This window comes from Pseudomonas sp. BN411, assembly GCF_029871235.1.
Taxonomy (GTDB): Bacteria; Pseudomonadota; Gammaproteobacteria; order Pseudomonadales; family Pseudomonadaceae; genus Metapseudomonas.
This window is the reverse complement of sequence record NZ_SSOM01000065.1, coordinates 52,404-69,434: the sequence shown is the minus strand read 5'-3', so window position 1 is coordinate 69,434 and position 17,031 is coordinate 52,404. Positions and strand designations below refer to the sequence as shown.

The following is a 17,031-nucleotide window of genomic DNA, read 5'->3' as shown; positions in this document are numbered from 1 at the left end:
GCTTCGGCGGGGAAATAAGGCAGAAAGCCTGCTTGATCCCCGGCCCTACCTTGCAAATCATCGAATTCACCGGCTCCACCCTTCGATTCGAAGGAGGCCACTTTCGGAGGCACCTGTGGACAAGTACGACCGCCTGCTGCTGTCGGCCCTGATCGAGAACGGCCGCGCTTCCTTCGCCGACCTGGCGCGCCGGGTCAACCTGTCACCGCCGGCGGTGGCCGACCGCGTGGCCAAGCTGGAGGCCGCCGGGATCATCACCGGCTACCACGCCGGCGTGGACCTGGCGAAGCTGGGCTCGCCCATCGAATGCGTGATCGAACTGCGCATCACCGACCGTGACTACAAGCGTACCCAGGAAGCCCTGGAGAAGATCCCGCAGCTGACCCAATGCCACCGCGTTACCGGCGATGCCTGCCTGCTGATCAAGGCGGCCGTGGCGTCGATGCCGGAGCTGCAGGACCTGATCGACCAGATCGGCCAGTTCGGCGCAACCAAGACGTCGCTCATCCTCTCCACGCCGTTCGAGCAGCGTATTCCCGCCGTGCTGCAGGAACGCGGCAAGGTGGAAACCCTGCGCACGGTGAAGGGCTGATCTATCCGTAGGTTGGTGCAGAGCGAAGCGAAGCCCAACAGGCGGACCCGACCCGGAATCGTTGGGCCTCGCGGAGCTCGGACCAACCTACAAAAGCGGCTCAGGCTTCCCGATGGCGCCTGAGTGCTTCGGGAATCTTTGCCGCCGGTACTTTCTGCAAGCTGCAGAACAATTTGTGCGAGACCTCCGCGATTCCATGCTTCTCCCGCAGACGTCCGGCAATGTGCAGGGTGAGGTTGGCGGCCATCTCGGCGTCGGCCAGAGCGCGGTGAGCCTTGCCGGTGTTCGGCAGGCGCGCCCAGGTATTGAGGGTGCCGAGCTTGTGGTTGGGCGCTTCGGGCAACAGGCGCCGGGCCAGCAGCAATGAGCAGGCGAAGGCCTGGTGGCGTGTCCTGCCGATGCGGCCGAGTTCGTAGTCCCAGAACTTCTGGTCGAACGAGGCGTTGTGCGCCAGCAGCGGCAGGTCGCCGATGAAGTCCGCCGCCTCGCCCATCACCTGCTCCACGGGCGGAGCCTCGCGCAGCATGGCGGTGGTGATGCCGGTCAGACCCTGAATGAAGGCGGGTACCGGAACACCGGCATTCATCAGGCTCTGGTAGCGGTCGACGATGCGCCCGTCCTGCAGGATGACGATGCCGATCTCGGTGGCGCGGCAGTCGTTGCCCGGCATGACGCCGGTGGTCTCGAAGTCGATGACGGCTATGGGGTCCACGGAATTGTCCAGATTGGGGCGGGTTTCAGTTGCGCAGCAGCAGGGGACTTTCGATGGGCTGGTAGCGGCTGGCGGCGCGGATCAGCGATTGCGCGGTCAGGCCAGGTACGCCATAGACCAGGGTTTCCACGCCATGGGCCTTGGCCACCCGATCCAGCAACAGGTCGAAGTCGCCGTCGCCGGAGGCCAGCACGATGAGGTCCACGCGCGGCGCGGCGTCCAGTACGTCGATGGTGATGCCGACGTCCCAGTCGCCCTTGGCCGAACCGTCGCTGCGCTGGATGAAGGGCTTGAGTTTCACGTTGAAGCCCAGGTTGCGCAGGATCTGCTGGAACTGTTGCTGGCGCGGGTCGCCGCGATCGATGGCGTAGGCGTTGGCTTCGACGATATCGCCCTCGGCGCTGACGCTCTGCCAGAACGCGCTGTAGTGGAAATGGCAGCCGTAGGTATGACGCACCGTGTAGTAGAGGTTCTGCACGTCGGCGAATACTGCGATTTTCTTCAACGCGGATCCTCGTGGCTGACTGGGGGCGGCTGGCTGGCAGCGACGGTATAAGGGTAGATTGCGGCCAGTATGCCAGCCTCTGGGGATGGAAAGTGGATAGGACCCTGCAGAACGCTCCCGGTGCCCTGCTGATCATCGATCAGCAGCAGGGCATCCGAGGCCTCGACAAGCCGCGCAACAACCCCGATGCCGAACGCCACATGGCCACCCTGCTGGCACGCTGGCGAGCAGCCGGCTGGCCGCTGGTGCACATCCGCCATATCTCCCGCGAGGCACATTCGGTATTCGCCCCCGGTCAACCCGGCGCCCTCTTCCAACCCGAGTTCATGCCCGGGGCGCGCGAGCAGGTACTGGAGAAGAACGTGCCCGATGCCTTCATCAACAGCGGTCTGGAGCACTGGCTGCGGGTGCGCGGCCTGGATGCGCTGGTGATCGTCGGCGTAGCCAGCGAGAACTCTGTGGAAGCCACCGCCCGCAGCGCCGGCAACCTGGGCTTTGCCACGACGGTCGTCGCGGACGCCTGCTACACCTTCGCCAAGACCGACTTCGCCGGCCGCCAGCGCAGCGCCGAGGAAGTGCACGACATGGCCATGGCCAACCTGCAGGGCGAATACGCGCAGGTGCTGTCGACGGACGAACTGCTGGCGAACTGGCCAACGCCCTGAAGGCGGGCGTCTATAGTTTCAGCTAACCCCGCGCGCATCGAGAACGGGGAAGACGCCAAGACCCACCGCACGGGTCTGTTGCAGGGAGCAAGGCGCCCGCCATGGCAGGCGGCGCCGTCTGGCAGTCACTCCAGCCACAGGCCGTGCCCCAGGCGATTGTGCAATGCGAGCCTATGGAAGCTGCCTGCTTGTCCTGCTGCTCCTGTCCGCCCCCATCCATGCCGAGGCGCGCCTGGTATTCAGCACCTTTCCCGACCAGGGCCTGCCCCTGTTCCAGATCTGCAAGCGCATTCTGGTGGAAGCCTACGGCGAGCTCGGCATCAGCATCGAGACCCGCGCCGCGCCAGCCGCCCGCGCCCTGCAATATGCCGAGCGCGGCCTGAACGATGGCGAGCTGTGCCGCACCAGCCTGTTGGCCGAGCAGCGCAGCGACCTGCTGCTGATCCGCACCCCACTGTTCGAATCCTACACGGTGGCCTTTGCCAATCGCCCGTTGCAACTGCGCGGCTGGTCCAGCCTCAAGCCGTATCTCGTCGGTTTCGAACGCGGCAAGGCGGCGCTGGAACTGCGACTCAAGGGGGTGCGGATGTCACCTTCCAACGGGGTGGAGAATGGCATGCGCAAGCTCGCCGGTGGCCGCGTGGACGTGCATGTGGAGGACTATTACTCGGGCATGTGCATCCTGCGCCAGAACGGCATGCGCGGTATCCAGCCCTTGCATCCGGTGCTGGAACGCTTCTCCATGCACCACTACCTGAACCCGCGCCATCGCGATCTTGCACCACGCCTGGAGGAGGTGCTGCGGCACATGGCACAGCAAGGTCGCTTGCAGGCCATCGAGCAGCAGGTGCTGCGCGAAGCCGGGCTGGATGACCTCAGCCTTCCCTGAACGACTATCATGGCGCTCCCCTCTCCCATCCCGCGGAACCCCGATGTCGCTCCACGACCGAAACCTGGCCCTGCTCGGCGATCACGCCATCCCCTACCGGGAGGTCAGCCACGAAGCCGTGCTCGACTACCCCACCGCCCATGCGGTGCGCCAGCGCTTCGGCCTGCGCGGGGTGGAGAGCAAGAGCCTGTTCCTGCGCCTGAAGGGCGGCGGCTACGCCATGCTGGTGACCCTGGAGGGCGCGCGGGCCGACTGGGCACAACTCAAGGCGCTGCTGGGCGCGCGACCAAGCATTGCCAGCGACGAAGAACTGGTGGAGCTGACTGGCTGCGTGCCCCAGTGCGCCTGCCCCCTGGGCCATGCCAAGGACATTGCCCTGGTATTCGACGAGGCGATCTTCCGGCACGACTACCTGATCTACTCGCCGGGCCCACCGGAGTACACCCTGGAAGTGGCCACCGCCGACCTCGCCCGTCTGTTGTCGCAATTACCCAACCGCGTCCTGCACTACCGTTCCGAGTGAAGCGCCCTTTGGAGGCAGCGCAGGCTTGGGCTAAAGTGCGCAAGACCAACTGCCGCAAGATGTGAATGCCCGCCGATGAATCCGTTCGAGCTGCTGCGCGCCTCATGGTTCTTCTTCTCCCGCAACGCCGGCGAAATCGCCCTGCTCTGCCTGCCGGCCATCCTCACCGAAGCGATCGCCCAACAGGGGCTGATCGCCTGGCTAGGAGCGGACAAATCCCAGGGCGCATCGATCATCGTCAGCATGCTGTTCTATCCGCTCTACGTCGGCGCGCTGATCATCTTCGTCGACAGCCGCAGCCATCACATCCGCCTCAAGCCCCGACAGGTGCTGGAAATGGCGCTGTTCCGCTGGCCTACATTCGCCGTGCTGGCAGCCATCAGCACGCTGCTGATCATGGTTGGGGTCTGGATGCTGATCATTCCCGGCGTCTACGTGATGATCAAACTGGCCTTCGCCGAGTACCTGCTGGTGCTGGAAGGCAAGCCCCCGCTGGACGCGATCAAGGAAAGCTTCGCCCTCACTCGCGGGCACTTCTGGACCATCCTCGCCTGCGTGCTGCTGGTGATGGGGCCGATCTGGCTGGTGGACTGGTTCGCCTATCGCGAACTGGGACAGAACCCCGATCCGGTGGGCACCGTGGTGCTGGAAAGCTTCAACAGCTTCTTCCAGTTGTTCGTCAGCATCGCCCTGTACCGGATGTTCACCCTGGTCACGGAACGCGCGACGGAGCAGTGACCCTGTAACGTCCGGACACCAACCCATGGAAGGGTTGGCCGCTGGTTCCGCGACGGGCTGCTAGGCTTTCCAGGCCACTCAAGGAGGATCTTCCATGGCTGAAAACCCCAGCATCCTGTCCCACATCTCGGTGGGCACCAACGACTTCGAGCGCGCCGTCGCCTTCTACGACAAGGTGCTGCCCACCCTGGGCTGCAAGCGCATCATGGAGCACCCCGGCGCTGTGGCTTACGGCCGCGAGTACCCGGAATTCTGGGTGCAGTCCCCCATCGACGGCCGCCCGGCGAGCGTCGGCAATGGCACCCACATCGGTTTCTTCGCTGCCAGCAAGGAGGCAGTCCTGGCCTTCTTCGAGGCAGCCCTGGACGCCGGCGGCAAGGGCGATGGCGAGCCCGGCCCGCGCCCCGAATACGGTGAGCCCTACTACGGCTGCTTCATCCGCGACCTTGATGGCCACAAGATCGAGGCCGCCTTCTGGGATATGGATCTGGCCCCGGACTACGAGCTGTACGTCGAGCCTCACGCTCACTGAGCACGAGGGCTGTAGCGCCGCGCGGCATCCAGCACCCAGCCTTCATCGATCATTTGCTCCAGCGCCTCGGCAATGGCCTGGCGCTGCGCCTGCAGGGGCCGCTGGCGCGTGAAGCCGAGGAAGAGTTCGGTACGCGCGGGCGGCCGATAGTTCAGCTTGACGATGCGCCCGGCGAGGGTCGGGTCGCGCAGCAGCTGATAGTCCACCTGGCAATCGGTGCCGATAACCAACTGCAGCCGCTTGTGGCGCAGCATGTCCAGCAACTGCCCTTCATTGCCGACCCCGACCTTGCGCAAGTCCTGATCGGAATCGAAGGGTTCGAAGTAGGCCGAGCCCCGCACGAAACCGATGTCGTACTGGCCCAGCTGCGAATAGCCGCTGACCTTCTGGGCCAGCGCCGGCAGGCTGTAGAAGCGGGGCGCGCAGGTGAAATAAGGGCGTTCCAGGAAGTCGATAAAGCGTTCGCGCTCGGGGGTCCGGGCAAGGCCCGTCATCAGGTCGGCCGAGCCCCGCTCCAATGCGGCGAGCCCTCGCGACCAGGGCGCCCGCTGCACCTCGAAGCGCAGGCCGGTACGGCGCTCCAGTTCCGCCAGCAGGTCCATGTCCAGACCGCGCAGCTGCCCTCCTTCACCGGCGATACGAAAGGGCGGCCAGAAATCGGTCATTACCCGCAAGGGCGGCGCATCGTCCGCAACCACCAGGCGGGGCAACAGCAGCAAACCCGCCAGCCAGAGGCGTCCCGAATTGAAATGTGAGGCCAGGATTGACCAGAGGACTACACCCAGCCGCATGCAGGCTCCCGGATCAGTCTTGCAGTTGGTTATGGGTGCCATCGCAGAGCGGTGGCGAGTGGCTATGTTTGCAGCCACAGAAATACAGGGTTTCGCTGACATCTGCATGGAATTTGAGGGGCGCCAGGCCGGTTCCTTTATGAGATCCATCGCAAAACGGCTGCTGCTGGCTACGACCGCAACGGCACCAGAAGTAATCCCGGCCGGCCACCACCTCCACTTCGAACGGCCCCCGCTGGGCGATTCGCACTTCGCTGTCCACGGCATTCCTCCCGGGCGCGCCTGGCTTGGGCCGCGGCGGCGGCTCGGGTATGCTCGCCCTCTTCCAGCATAGATGCCTGCCTTTGCCGATGCCCCGAGTCCTGCGTTTCGCCCTGCTCAGCCTGTCGGTCCTCGCCGTTGGCCTGGTGGCCCTGATCTATGCGCTGACCTGGCATCCCGCAGAGCGCGAACCGGCCGTGCTGGCCTGTCAGGCCGAAGCGCCGCAACTGCAGCCGGGCCAGGCCCTGAAGGTCATGACCTGGAACCTCCAGTACCTGGCCGGCAAACGCTACGTCTTCTATTACGATCTGCCTGATGGCGAAGGCCCGGACGAACGCCCCACGGCGGAAGACCTGGCCTATAGCCTGGACGAGGTGGTGCGGGTGATTCGCGAGGAACAACCGGACATCGTCAATCTCCAGGAACTGCACGAAGGCGCCCGCGCCACCGACTACCAGGACCAGTTGGCCCTGCTCCAGGAACGCCTGGCCGACGTCTACCCCTGCGCCAGCCAGGCCTTCTACTGGAAGGCCGCCTTCGTGCCCGATCCCCATATCCTCGGCAGCGTTGGCCTGAAACTCGCGACCCTCAGCCGCTTCCGCATCGAGAGTGCCGAACGCTTGCAGCTGCCGTTGGAGGCAAACGATCCGCTCAGCCGCCAGTTCGACAAGAAGCGCGCACTGCTGGTGAGCTACCTGCCGATTCGCGACGGCGGGCGCCTGGCCGCCGTCAACACGCACCTGGATGCCCTGGAGGACGACCCGGAAACCCTCAAGCGCCAGGTGGCCATGACCCGCGGCCTGCTCGACCAGCTTCAGAGCGAAGGCCTGCCCTGGATCCTGGCCGGCGACTTCAACCAGTTGCCGCCCGGCCAGTACGAGCGACTGTCCGCCCCCCAGCGCAGCCGCTATACCCGCGACAGCGAACTGAAGGCACTCTGGAGCCGCTACCCGATGATTCCCAGCGTCGAGGAAGCCAGTGGTGCCCAGCAGGCGCAATGGTTCACCCACTACCCCAACGACCCTCGGGTGAAGGGGCCTGACCGCACCCTGGACTACGTTTTCCACAGCCCCAGCCTGACCCGCATCGAAGCGCGGGTGCGCCAGGGCGACACCCTGCGCATCTCCGATCACCTGCCGCTGACGGCGCGCTTCTTCCTGCCGTCGGGGCATTGAGTCCGCAGACTCCATTGGGGCGATTTCGAACTGGTAGGGTCGGGCTGATTCCGCAATCGGTGCGCATGGCGCACCCTACGACTGGATTCCCTACCCAGTAGGGCTCTCCTACTTCCTAGGCTTGGCCCGCGCGGTCGGCTCGGCTACTAGCGGATCCTCCGGCCAATAGTGCTTGGGGTAGCGCCCCTTCAGATCCTTCTTCACATCCGCATAGGTATTACGCCAGAAGCTCGCCAAGTCCTGGGTAACCTGCACCGGGCGCTGGGCCGGGGACAGCAGGTGCAACTTGACGCCCTGCCGGCCACCGGCAATGCGCGGCGTATCGGCCAGGCCGAACAGCTCCTGAAGGCGCACGGCGAGCACCGGCATCTCGTCGCTGTAGTCCAGGCGGATGCGGGACCCGGATGGGACTTCCAGCGTACGCGGCGCCAGTTCGTCGAGCCGCTGCGGCAGTGGCCAGGGCAGCAGTCCCTGGAGGATGCCGGCGAGGTCGAGGTTGGCGAAGTGGCTGAGCCGGCTGACCTTACCCAGCCAGGGCTGCAACCAGTCTTCCAGGCTGGCCAGCAGGGCCGCGTCAGAGAGATCCGGCCATTCGCTGGCGCCCTTGTCGGCCAGGTCCAGCCGGCGCAGCAGCGCCACCCGCGCCTGCCATTGGCGCAGTTCGGGATTCCACGGCAACAGCTCCAGTCCCTTGCGTCGCACCAGGCCCAGCAGCGCCCGCGAGCGCGCCTCATCATCCAGCTCGACCAAGGCTTCGCGGGCCAGCACCAGCTCACCCACTTTCACCTGCCGCTCGGCGCGCAGCACGCCTTCGCGCTCGTCCCAGTCCAGCAGGTCGTGGCGGCTCACCTGTTCGGCGAGTGGCCCCTCGAACAGCGCCGGATCGAGGTCGGCGGCGAGATAGATGCGCTCCTCCCGTTGGCCCTGGCGGCTGCCGAGGTCGGCGATCACCAGCCAGGGCTCCTTCATCAGTGCGTCCGGTTCACCGAAGGTCGCTGCACGGCCGTTGGCCAGGCGGTAGTCGGCACCGCCCGCGCGGCGTTGCTGGGCGATACGGTCCGGGTAGGCGAAGGCCAGCAGGCAGCCAAGCCAGCGCGGGTGATCCGGATCGGCCACCGGCTCGCTGGCCGGACCACGCAGGTAGGAGCGGAACTGCCGCGCCAACTGACGGGCGCGCTGTACACCACCACGAGCACCACGTGCGGCCTTGTCTTCACCCGCCAGCAGTGCCAGGCGGCTGTGCAGGTCGGCGCCGCCGCCGCGCAGGATGTCACGCTCACCCAGCAGGGCGGCGAGGTCGCACGCGAGATTGCCAAGCCCCAGGGAGTGTCCACGCAGCAACAGGTGCGCAATGCGCGGGTGCGCCGGCAGTTCGGCCATCGCCTGGCCATGGCGGGTCAGGCTGCCGTCTTCGGCCAGGGCACCGAGCCGCTGCAGCAGGTCGCGGCCTTGGGCGTACGCAGCGGCGGGGGGCGGGTCGAGCCAGGCCAGCTCGTTGGGATCGCCGACGCCCCAGCGCGCCAATTGCAGCGCCAGGCCGGCGAGGTCGGCCTGAAGGATTTCCGCGCTGCCGTGGGCCGCCAGTTGCTCGTGCTGGGCCTCGGACCAGAGCCGGTAGCAGGCGCCCGGTTGCAGACGGCCGGCCCGGCCGGCGCGTTGGGTCGCGGAGGCGCGGGAAATGCGCTGGGTGTCCAGGCGGGTCATGCCGCTGGCCGGGTCGAAGCGCGGTACCCGTTCCAGGCCGGCGTCCACCACCACGCGAACGCCATCGATGGTCAGGCTGGTTTCAGCGATGTTGGTGGCCAGCACCACCTTGCGTTTGCCCGTGGGTGCCGGCTCGATGGCCGCGCGCTGGGCGGTCAGGTCCAGCTCGCCATGGAGCGGGCAGAGCAGGATCTCGGGCTGGCCATCAAGGCGCTCGGCCAACTGCTCGGCAACGCGACGAATCTCAGCCTGTCCCGGAAGGAACACCAGCAAGCTGCCGGGTTCGTCCGCCAGGGCCTGGAGCACGATCTGCACCACCTTGGGTTCGAGCGCCTCCCCCACCTGACTCGGTCGCCCCCAACGCTGCTCCACCGGAAACATGCGACCTTCGCTGCGCACCACGGGCGCCTCCGCCAGCAGGCGCGACAAGCGCTCGCCTTCCAGGGTGGCGGACATCAGCAGCACCTTCAGCGGCGGTTCGTCGCGCAGCAGCGCGCGGCCATTGAGGCACAGGGCCAGGGCGAGGTCGGCGTCCAGGCTACGCTCGTGGAACTCGTCGAAGATCACCAGGCCGACGCCTTCCAGTGCCGGGTCCTCCTGCAAGCGGCGGGCGAGGATGCCCTCGGTCACCACTTCGATGCGGGTGCGCGGACCGACCTTCGACTCCAGGCGGATGCGGTAGCCAACGGTTTCGCCCACGGCCTCGCCCAGCTCGCTGGCCAGGCGTTCGGCGGCGGCGCGGGCGGCCAGGCGGCGCGGCTCCAGCATCAGGATGCTCTGCCCGGCCAGCCACGGCTCGCCCAGCAGTGCCAGGGGCACGCGGGTGGTCTTGCCGGCGCCAGGCGGCGCTTCCAGTACGGCTTCGTGGCGGGATAGCAGGGCGGCCCGCAAGTCGGGCAGGACGGCATCGATGGGTAGCGGATTCATGGGTACTCCAGGCAGGCGCCAAAGTATACCGGCGAACTGCCAGTTCCTTGCCGGGGTCTTAGATACACCGAGCAGTTTTGAAATAGCCGGCTTGCTATAGTTGCGAAATTTCGACCAGGAGACGCTTATGCGCATTGCTTCCCGTTGGATCGGCGGTGTCGTCGCCGCTGCCCTCACTACCCAGCTCACCGCCTGCGGCACGCTGTTCTACCCGGACCGCCGCGGCCAGATCGAGGGCAAGATCGACCCGGCCATCGCGGCCATGGACGCCATCGGCATTCTCTTCTATGTGATTCCCGGCCTGATCGCCTTCGCGGTCGACTTCGCCACCGGCGCCATCTACCTGCCCGCCGACCAGCACGCCCAGGTCGACCCCGAGAAGCTGCGGGAAGCCATCGGCGCCGACGGCAAGGTGGACCCGATTCGCCTGAAGTCGATCATCGCCCGCGAAACCGGCCACGACCTGCCGCTGGACAACCCGCAACTGCTCCAGCGCAGCGGCAACCTGCAGCAACTGGCCGCCTTCGGCCTGCACCCGGCTGCCTGAGGTGGACCCGCTGGCGCGGCGCGTCCAGCGCCTGTCGGAGAGCCTGCGACAGGTAGCTGATGCGGCGTACCGCGCCTCGTGCAGGCTGCTCTTCGGCAGCCTGCACAGCAGCTATCGCCCCGGCCAGGCTTGCGCCACGATCTAGGCCATGGACCTCATCCACTTCAAGCCGGAGCCGGCATGACCTTACCCCGCCAGCATGCGCAACTGCTGCGCCTGGCCACCCGCGCCTCCCTCGCCGTCGCCATCACCCTGGTCATCGCCAAGGCCATCGCCTGGGCCATGAGCGGCTCGGTCAGCCTGCTGGCCGGCCTGACCGATTCGCTGATGGACAGCGCAGCCTCCCTGCTCAACCTGCTGGCGGTGCGCTACGCGTTGAAGCCGGCGGACGACGACCACCGCTACGGCCACGGCAAGGCCGAAGCCCTGGCGGGCCTGGCCCAGGCGCTGTTCATCAGCGTCAGCGCCGTGCTGGTGGCAGCCCAGGCCTACGAGCGCCTGAACGATCCGCAACCGCTGGAAGCAGAGATGCTGGGCATCGGCGTGATGCTGCTGTCGCTGGCACTCACCGCCGGTCTGCTGATGCTGCAGCGCCGGGTGATCCGCGCCACCGGCTCAACCGCCATCCGCGCCGATTCGCTGCACTACCGTTCCGACCTGTTGCTCAACAGCGGCATCCTCCTCGCCCTGGTGCTGGCCAGCCTGGGTTGGCAGCAGGCCGACGGACTGTTCGGCCTGGGCATCGCCGGCTACATCCTCTGGAGCGCCATCGGCATCGCGCGGGAATCGATCTCGGTGCTGATGGACGAGGAACTGTCGCCGGCGATCAGCGCCGACATGCACCGCCTGGCCTGCGAGGTACCCGGCGTGCTCGGCGCCCATGACCTGCGCACGCGGATTTCCGGCAATCACTGGTATGTGCAACTGCACCTGGAACTGCCAGGGGAGCTGACGCTGTCCCGCGCCCACGCGCTCTGCGAGCAGGCTGAACAGGCGATCACCAGCCACTATCCCCGCGCTGAAGTGCTGGTCCATGCGGACCCGAGCGAAGTGGTGAAACACGACTAGAGCAATTGCTCTAAAACTTCTAGACTCGCTCGTTCCATAACAAGAACGAGGAGTCCGCAATGCCCCTGTCCCCTTCTGCCGCGGCCCTGCTCGGGCTGGCGGCCTGGAGTCTGCTGCTGGTGTTTCTGCTGGTGAACCAGCGCGGCCTGCTGGTGATGGCCGGGCGGATGAAGGTCAATGCCTTCGCCGCTGACGGCAGCAACACCCCCAGCGCCTTCGGCAAGCGCCTGGTGCGCGCCTATGCCAACACCCTGGAGAACCTGCCGATGCAAGCGGCGGTCCTGCTCTACGCCATCGCCGCCGGGCAGACCGCGATCACCGATCCGCTGGCCGGCCTGCTGCTGGGCGCGCGCCTGTTCCAGAGCATCGCGCACCTGATCAGCACCAGCGCGCTGTTCGTTTGGCTACGGTTCGCCGGGTTCTTCGTGCAGCTGGCGATCCTCGCCTGGTGGCTGCTGAAGCTGGCAGCGCTGATCTGACCCGCAATCCGCGCGCAATAAAAAAGGGAGGCCCCATACTGCGGGCCCCCCTTCGGGAAATTCGTCCTGTGCTGGCGATTTTGTCGCCGCTTTCATCGCCTGCCTGGTTGGGCAGTGCGGACCCGGGGGCCTGCTCGAACCGGTTGGATCGGAGGCGCCGACGCACCTGATTGGGCGGGTCGGGTGGACTTGCTGTCCGGGCCGTGAAACTGAGAGAAATCTTACGTCTTGCTGCGCGACGAATGATTGCGAATATTGCTCACCACAGGGCCACTTGCGCAATTAATCTCCAAAGTAGCAATATTTACAGCAATCAAACCAAACAACGGCCGCTGCAATGGAAAAACTCGATCGCTACGACCTCAAGATCCTTGCCGAATTGCAGCGCGATGCGCGCATCTCCAACCAGGAGCTGGCCGAACGCATCGGACTGTCGCCCTCGCCCTGCTCACGGCGGGTCAAGCAACTGGAAGATGACGGCTACATCGTCCGCCAGGTCGCCCTGCTGGATCGCAAGAAGCTGGGCCTCAGTCTCACCGCCTACGTGCTGATCGGCATGGACCGGCACACGCCGGAGCGCTTCGAGCACTTCCAGGAAGTGATCCGCCAGTGCCCCGAAGTGCTGGAGTGCAGCCTGGTGACCGGCATGGAGGCTGACTACCAGTTGAAGGTGGTGGTACCGGACATGGATCACTACCAGCAGTTCCTGCTGGGTCAGTTGACGCGCATCGAGGGGGTGACCAGCGTGCGTTCGAGCTTCGTGCTCAACCAGGTGCTGAGCAGCACCGAGCTGCCCCTGGGCCATCTGCGCGGCTGAATGGCCCTCGCGCGGCGATTCGCTTGGCGTATAATCGCCGCGCTTTGCTGTACCCCCGCGTGGCCCCGCCTCATATAAAGAGCCCTCCGGCTCACGGAATCACAAGCGCACCGCCCCGCTTTCCTCCCGGCCCTTCGGCCGTGCGGGTGCAGCCTGTATTCATTCCACGAGGTGCGAGATGAGCCCGGAGAAATTCGAAGAGTTGATGATGACGGCGATGATCGCCGGCCTGGTGGCCTTCATGGCCTTCATCGTCTGGGACCTGGCCAAGAAGTCCAAGGCGGGTCGCTTCGGCACCATGATCCTGTTCCTCGCCCTGGGCCTGGGCGTGCTGGGCTTCGTCATCAAGACGCTGGTAATCGGCGGCCTCGAAGGCTTCTAAGGCCCTTTTCCTGAGCCCGCCAGCCAAGGCGGGCTCAACCTGCCGCTCAGAGTTGAGCGGGCACTTCGCGGTACTCTCCCAACCCCAGCCCATCGAGGCTCCAGGGACCGATACGCACCCGCACCAGACGTAACGTCGGCAGCCCTACCGCTGCCGTCATGCGTCGCACCTGGCGGTTGCGACCTTCGCGGATCACCAGTTCCAGCCAAGCCGTCGGCACGCTCTTGCGAAAACGCACCGGCGGATTGCGCTCCCACAGCACCGGCTCTTCGATCTGCCGCGCCTCGGCCGGCAGGGTCGGGCCGTCGTTCAGTTCCACGCCTTCACGCAGCTGCTTGAGCTGTTCTTCGCTGGGCTCCCCCTCCACCTGCACCCAATAGGTTTTCGGCAGCTTGTGCTTCGGGTCGGCGATGCGCGCCTGCAGGCGGCCATCGTTGGTCAGCAGCAGCAGGCCTTCACTGTCGCGATCCAGGCGGCCGGCGGGATAGATACCGGGAATGGGGATGTAGTCCTTGAGGGTCGCGCGGCCCTCGCCATCGCTGAACTGGGTCAGGACGTCGAAGGGCTTGTTGAACAGCAGCAGGCGCGGTTCGGCCGGCGGCGCCTTGGCCACTCGGCGTGGCGCGGCGGGACCGGGGCGGCGGGAAGCGGGACGGACGGGGCGAGTTGGGCGCGACATGCCTGGAAACGGGTTGGCGGTATGGGAATGGGAGAGGCATGCTAGGTTGACTGCCTCCCAGCCGCAAGAGAATGCACCATGTCGCGTGCCCTGCGCCCCACCTGGCTGATCAACCTGATGACCCTCGCCGGTCAGTACCGCGCGCCCTACCGGGGCCCGGCCTCGGACAATTTCGACGGCCGCCGCTTTCGCAACATTGAACCCAAGCCGCACAAGGACCTGCGTTCCTTCCTGCGCTGGCAGTTCAGCCGCGAGAAACAGGCGGACTGGCTCGACCAGCCTGGCCCGGCCGCCCCACCCGAGGTGCCCACACGCGTGGAAGGCGACGAACTGCGGATCACCTACATCAATCACGCCAGCCTGCTGATCCAGCATCGGGGGCTGAACATCGTCACCGACCCGGTCTGGTCGCAGCGGGTCAGTCCGTTCAGTTTTGTCGGCCCCCGGCGCCATCATCCGCCGGGCCTGGAACTGGACCAGTTGCCCCCCATCGACCTGATCCTGGTCAGCCACAACCACTACGACCACCTGGACCTGGAAAGCCTGCGCGGCCTGGCCGAGCGCTTTCCGCTGGCCAGGGTGGTCAGCGGGCTGGGCAATGCCATGCTGATCCGCGAAACCGGCTTCAAGAACGTCGTCGAGCTGGACTGGTGGCAGGAGCTGCCACTGGAAGGCGGCCTGAAGCTGCACTCAGTACCGGTGCAGCATTGGTCGGCAAGAACCCGCAGCGACACCAACGAAACCTTGTGGATGGGCTTCGTGATCGAGTCGCCGGACGGCCCCTTCCTGTTTCCCGGCGATACCGGCCTGGGGCCGGAGTTCCGTCTGATCCGCGAGCGCTTCGGCCCCATGCGTTTCGCCGCGCTACCCATCGGTGCCTACGCGCCGCGCTGGTTCATGCGCGACAACCACATGAACCCGGACGATGCGGTCCAGGCCCACAAGCAACTGGAATCCGCGCACAGCCTGGCCATCCATTTCGGCACCTTCAACCTCACCGACGAAGGCCAGTTCGCCCCGCCCCGCGACCTGGCCAAGGCGCTGACGGACTGGCAGGTGGATGCGGACGATTTCCGCGTGCCGACGCCGGGGTATCAGTGGGTGATTCCGCCGATGACGCGGTAGCGAACCAATCGAGGTCCGGCATGCCGCCTGGGTCCATCCCGGGCGCGATTCCTTGTGGGGGCGATTTCAATCGCCAGGCAGGCCGAAGGCCTGCCCTTCGAGGCCGCGGGTAGACGACGATCGTTGGGCCTCGCGGGGCTCGGACCAACCTACGGGGCAGCCGCGCTGCCCTTGGCGAATGAATTCGCCCCCACATGAAGCTCGCACGATCAGCGGAACGGCGGCTCGTCGAAGCTGCGCAGCTTGCGCGAGTGCAATGCGTTGAGCTGGGAACGCAGCAGGTCCAGGGCGGCGATGCCGATGCGCAGGTGCTGGCTGACGGCGCGCTGGTAGAAGGCACTGGCCGAGCCGGGCAGCTTGATCTCGCTGTGCAGAGGCTTGTCGGAAACGCACAGCAAGGTGCCGTAGGGAACCCGCAAGCGGTAGCCCTGGGCGGCCACGGTGCCGCTTTCCATGTCCACCGCCACCGCCCGCGACAGGTTGATCAGCGGTCGCTCCTGGGCCCAGCGCAGTTCCCAGTTGCGGTCGTCGTAGGTGAGCACGGTGCCGGTACGCAGGCGGCGCTTGAGGTCTTCGCCACGCTCGCCGGTGACCTGGGCGGCGGCTTCCTGCAGCGCCTGCTGCACTTCGGCCAACGCCGGCAAGGGAATGTTCGGCGGTAGCACCCGGTCGAGGATGCCGTCGCGGCGCATGTAGGCGTGGGCCAGCACGTAGTCGCCGATAGTCTGCGACTGCCGCAGTCCGCCACAGTGGCCAATCATCAGCCAGCAGTGCGGGCGCAGCACGGCCAGGTGATCGGTGATGTTCTTTGCATTGGACGGGCCGACACCGATGTTCACCAGGGTGACGCCGTGGCCGTTGGCGGCGATCAGGTGGTAGGCCGGCATCTGGTAGCGGTGCCAGACCACGCCGTCGACGATGGCCTGCATCTCGCCCTCGTCCATGCCGCGCTCCACCACGACGTTGCCCGGCAGCACCATACGCACGTAGCGCGAGTCTTCATGCAGCAGGTCGATGCCGTAGCGGATGAACTGGTCGACGTAACGGTGATAGTTGGTCAGCAGGATCCACGGCTGCACGTGGCGCCAGTCACTGCCGGTGTAATGCACCAGGCGGCGCAGGGAGAAATCCACCCGCGCCGCATCGAACAGCGCCAACGGCATGTGATCGAAATTGTCCCAGTCGTGCAGGCCATCGGCCACGCCATCGCTGGCGGCGGACAGGTCGGTGCTGGGGAAGACCCGCGCCAGCTCGGCGGCGGTGACGCCGGAACCGGCCAGTTCATCGCCCTGCTCGACCACGTAGGGATAGGGAATGTTCTGCTGGCTCACCCCCACCTCGACGGTGACGGTGAAATCCTCCATGAGGGGTCCCAACTGGTCCAGCAGGTAGCCACGGAAGTCTTCCGGCTGGGTCACGGTGACGCTGTAGGTGCCGGGCACCTGCACCTTGGCGTAGGCGCGCACGGTGCTCGGCACCTCGCCCTGGCAGTGGTAGGTGACACGCAGTTCGGGATAGCGGAACAGTTCGCGCTCGGCGGCGCTGGGCAAGGTTCGTTCCTTGAGATAGCGCTTCAGTGCCTGACTCAGCGCATCGGTAGCGCGATGGTAGTAGGCCGAGAGGCGGGTAACGGCCTCTTCGGCGGTGGCGGCGACGATGAATTCATTGAACGACGGGCTGCTCACGGTCTGCTTCCTGGCAGGGAACTCGGCCCTATCTTGCTCCATGGATGTGAAAGTCAGCCAGCCTCGGTTTCAACCATTGTCCCGAGCGGACTGAGGCGCTTTTCCCCTATGGCCAGGTGCCAGATAGAGCCGCAACGACGGCCGGCAGCACGTCCGTCCCGCGTTGACCGGGAGCGACGGGCTACTTAGACTGCGCGCCCTCGCGTTGTCTACCGAAGCTCACTTGATGTTCCCG

The 17,031-nt window shown here is 66.1% G+C and carries 20 protein-coding genes; 13 read left to right on the top strand and 7 right to left on the bottom strand.

Annotated elements, in window-relative coordinates:
- The first annotated feature begins 115 nt into the window (after positions 1-115).
- On the top strand, positions 116-592 hold the full coding sequence (locus E8F06_RS10530; RefSeq protein WP_280366777.1) for an Lrp/AsnC family transcriptional regulator: 477 nt from the start codon (positions 116-118) through the stop codon (positions 590-592).
- Between the two features lie 100 nt (positions 593-692).
- Here the strand turns inward: E8F06_RS10530 and E8F06_RS10525 are convergent, their stop codons facing one another.
- Together E8F06_RS10525 and E8F06_RS10520 are read right to left on the bottom strand one after the other, a co-directional pair.
- Positions 693-1,304 carry a 3'-5' exonuclease gene (locus tag E8F06_RS10525; protein ID WP_280366774.1) on the bottom strand — a complete coding sequence of 204 codons (612 nt, stop codon included), beginning with the start codon at positions 1,302-1,304 and terminating at the stop codon, positions 693-695.
- 25 nt (positions 1,305-1,329) lie between these two features.
- Positions 1,330-1,809, bottom strand: a complete 480-nt coding sequence (locus tag E8F06_RS10520) for an NYN domain-containing protein (protein WP_190826849.1) — start codon at positions 1,807-1,809, stop codon at positions 1,330-1,332.
- 92 nt (positions 1,810-1,901) lie between these two features.
- On the opposite strand from E8F06_RS10520, the gene E8F06_RS10515 reads away from it, so the two are divergent.
- The 5 genes from E8F06_RS10515 (at position 1,902) to E8F06_RS10495 (ending at position 5,156) form a co-directional block, all read left to right on the top strand.
- A complete protein-coding gene (locus E8F06_RS10515; RefSeq protein WP_280366770.1) occupies positions 1,902-2,474 on the top strand; it encodes a cysteine hydrolase family protein in 573 nt (190 codons plus the stop codon).
- A 163-nt stretch (positions 2,475-2,637) separates the two neighbouring features.
- Positions 2,638-3,363 carry a transporter substrate-binding domain-containing protein gene (locus tag E8F06_RS10510; protein WP_280366768.1) on the top strand — a complete coding sequence of 242 codons (726 nt, stop codon included), beginning with the start codon at positions 2,638-2,640 and terminating at the stop codon, positions 3,361-3,363.
- A 43-nt stretch (positions 3,364-3,406) separates the two neighbouring features.
- Positions 3,407-3,886, top strand: a complete 480-nt coding sequence (locus tag E8F06_RS10505; protein WP_280366765.1) for a YbaK/EbsC family protein — start codon at positions 3,407-3,409, stop codon at positions 3,884-3,886.
- Positions 3,887-3,961: 75 nt separating this feature from the next.
- A complete protein-coding gene (locus tag E8F06_RS10500) occupies positions 3,962-4,624 on the top strand; it encodes a YciC family protein (protein WP_280366763.1) in 663 nt (220 codons plus the stop codon).
- 94 nt (positions 4,625-4,718) lie between these two features.
- Positions 4,719-5,156 (top strand): VOC family protein, encoded by a 438-nt coding sequence (locus E8F06_RS10495; protein ID WP_271470044.1) that lies wholly within the window; start codon positions 4,719-4,721, stop codon positions 5,154-5,156.
- Here the strand turns inward: E8F06_RS10495 and E8F06_RS10490 are convergent.
- Together E8F06_RS10490 and E8F06_RS10485 are read right to left on the bottom strand one after the other, a co-directional pair.
- Positions 5,150-5,947 (bottom strand): transporter substrate-binding domain-containing protein, encoded by a 798-nt coding sequence (locus tag E8F06_RS10490; protein WP_280366759.1) that lies wholly within the window; start codon positions 5,945-5,947, stop codon positions 5,150-5,152. The genes E8F06_RS10495 and E8F06_RS10490 overlap by 7 nt on opposite strands.
- Positions 5,948-5,960: 13 nt before the next feature.
- Entirely contained in the window at positions 5,961-6,209 is a 249-nt protein-coding gene (locus E8F06_RS10485; RefSeq protein ID WP_280366757.1) for a CDGSH iron-sulfur domain-containing protein, read from the bottom strand.
- Between the two features lie 49 nt (positions 6,210-6,258).
- Between E8F06_RS10485 and E8F06_RS10480 the strand changes: the two genes are divergently transcribed.
- Entirely contained in the window at positions 6,259-7,383 is a 1,125-nt protein-coding gene (locus tag E8F06_RS10480) for an endonuclease/exonuclease/phosphatase family protein (protein WP_280366755.1), read from the top strand.
- A gap of 108 nt (positions 7,384-7,491) precedes the next feature.
- Here the strand turns inward: E8F06_RS10480 and hrpB are convergent, their stop codons facing one another.
- Entirely contained in the window at positions 7,492-10,014 is a 2,523-nt protein-coding gene (gene hrpB / locus E8F06_RS10475) for an ATP-dependent helicase HrpB (protein WP_280366753.1), read from the bottom strand.
- Positions 10,015-10,141: 127 nt separating this feature from the next.
- On the opposite strand from hrpB, the gene E8F06_RS10470 reads away from it, so the two are divergent.
- The 5 genes from E8F06_RS10470 (at position 10,142) to E8F06_RS10450 (ending at position 13,307) form a co-directional block, all read left to right on the top strand.
- Entirely contained in the window at positions 10,142-10,561 is a 420-nt protein-coding gene (locus E8F06_RS10470) for a polyribonucleotide nucleotidyltransferase (protein WP_280366751.1), read from the top strand.
- Positions 10,562-10,741: 180 nt separating this feature from the next.
- Positions 10,742-11,629, top strand: a complete 888-nt coding sequence (locus E8F06_RS10465) for a cation diffusion facilitator family transporter (protein ID WP_280366749.1) — start codon at positions 10,742-10,744, stop codon at positions 11,627-11,629.
- 59 nt (positions 11,630-11,688) lie between these two features.
- Complete coding sequence (locus E8F06_RS10460; protein ID WP_280366747.1) at positions 11,689-12,108, top strand: MAPEG family protein; 420 nt, start codon at positions 11,689-11,691, stop codon at positions 12,106-12,108.
- A 337-nt stretch (positions 12,109-12,445) separates the two neighbouring features.
- Positions 12,446-12,925 (top strand): Lrp/AsnC family transcriptional regulator, encoded by a 480-nt coding sequence (locus tag E8F06_RS10455; RefSeq protein ID WP_016490763.1) that lies wholly within the window; start codon positions 12,446-12,448, stop codon positions 12,923-12,925.
- Positions 12,926-13,103: 178 nt separating this feature from the next.
- Positions 13,104-13,307, top strand: coding sequence for a DUF2788 domain-containing protein (locus E8F06_RS10450; RefSeq protein WP_190826826.1), 204 nt, complete (start codon positions 13,104-13,106; stop codon positions 13,305-13,307).
- Between the two features lie 46 nt (positions 13,308-13,353).
- On the opposite strand, the gene E8F06_RS10445 is transcribed toward E8F06_RS10450, so the two are convergent.
- Positions 13,354-13,920, bottom strand: a complete 567-nt coding sequence (locus E8F06_RS10445; protein WP_190827825.1) for a pseudouridine synthase — start codon at positions 13,918-13,920, stop codon at positions 13,354-13,356.
- Between the two features lie 144 nt (positions 13,921-14,064).
- Here E8F06_RS10445 and E8F06_RS10440 point away from each other — a divergent pair, with 144 nt between their 5' ends.
- The gene (locus E8F06_RS10440; RefSeq protein WP_280366744.1) at positions 14,065-15,111 is read left to right on the top strand and encodes an MBL fold metallo-hydrolase; all 1,047 of its coding nucleotides are present in this window, start codon (positions 14,065-14,067) and stop codon (positions 15,109-15,111) included.
- A gap of 209 nt (positions 15,112-15,320) precedes the next feature.
- Here E8F06_RS10440 and amn read toward each other — a convergent pair whose 3' ends face one another.
- Entirely contained in the window at positions 15,321-16,838 is a 1,518-nt protein-coding gene (amn, locus tag E8F06_RS10435; protein WP_280366742.1) for an AMP nucleosidase, read from the bottom strand.
- Positions 16,839-17,031 lie beyond the last annotated feature (193 nt).

What these genes read in the sequence shown, in the direction of transcription:
- E8F06_RS10510 (WP_280366768.1), top strand. Translation starts at nt 2,638, where the DNA reads ATGCGAGCCTATGGAAGCTGCCTGCTTGTCCTGCTGCTCCTGTCCGCC.
- E8F06_RS10505 (WP_280366765.1), top strand. Translation starts at nt 3,407, where the DNA reads ATGTCGCTCCACGACCGAAACCTGGCCCTGCTCGGCGATCACGCCATC.
- E8F06_RS10500 (WP_280366763.1), top strand. Translation starts at nt 3,962, where the DNA reads ATGAATCCGTTCGAGCTGCTGCGCGCCTCATGGTTCTTCTTCTCCCGC.
- E8F06_RS10495 (WP_271470044.1), top strand. Translation starts at nt 4,719, where the DNA reads ATGGCTGAAAACCCCAGCATCCTGTCCCACATCTCGGTGGGCACCAAC.
- E8F06_RS10490 (WP_280366759.1), bottom strand. Translation starts at nt 5,947, where the DNA reads ATGCGGCTGGGTGTAGTCCTCTGGTCAATCCTGGCCTCACATTTCAAT.
- E8F06_RS10480 (WP_280366755.1), top strand. Translation starts at nt 6,259, where the DNA reads ATGCTCGCCCTCTTCCAGCATAGATGCCTGCCTTTGCCGATGCCCCGA.
- hrpB (WP_280366753.1), bottom strand. Translation starts at nt 10,014, where the DNA reads ATGAATCCGCTACCCATCGATGCCGTCCTGCCCGACTTGCGGGCCGCC.
- E8F06_RS10470 (WP_280366751.1), top strand. Translation starts at nt 10,142, where the DNA reads ATGCGCATTGCTTCCCGTTGGATCGGCGGTGTCGTCGCCGCTGCCCTC.
- E8F06_RS10465 (WP_280366749.1), top strand. Translation starts at nt 10,742, where the DNA reads ATGACCTTACCCCGCCAGCATGCGCAACTGCTGCGCCTGGCCACCCGC.
- E8F06_RS10460 (WP_280366747.1), top strand. Translation starts at nt 11,689, where the DNA reads ATGCCCCTGTCCCCTTCTGCCGCGGCCCTGCTCGGGCTGGCGGCCTGG.
- E8F06_RS10455 (WP_016490763.1), top strand. Translation starts at nt 12,446, where the DNA reads ATGGAAAAACTCGATCGCTACGACCTCAAGATCCTTGCCGAATTGCAG.
- E8F06_RS10450 (WP_190826826.1), top strand. Translation starts at nt 13,104, where the DNA reads ATGAGCCCGGAGAAATTCGAAGAGTTGATGATGACGGCGATGATCGCC.
- E8F06_RS10440 (WP_280366744.1), top strand. Translation starts at nt 14,065, where the DNA reads ATGTCGCGTGCCCTGCGCCCCACCTGGCTGATCAACCTGATGACCCTC.
- amn (WP_280366742.1), bottom strand. Translation starts at nt 16,838, where the DNA reads ATGGAGCAAGATAGGGCCGAGTTCCCTGCCAGGAAGCAGACCGTGAGC.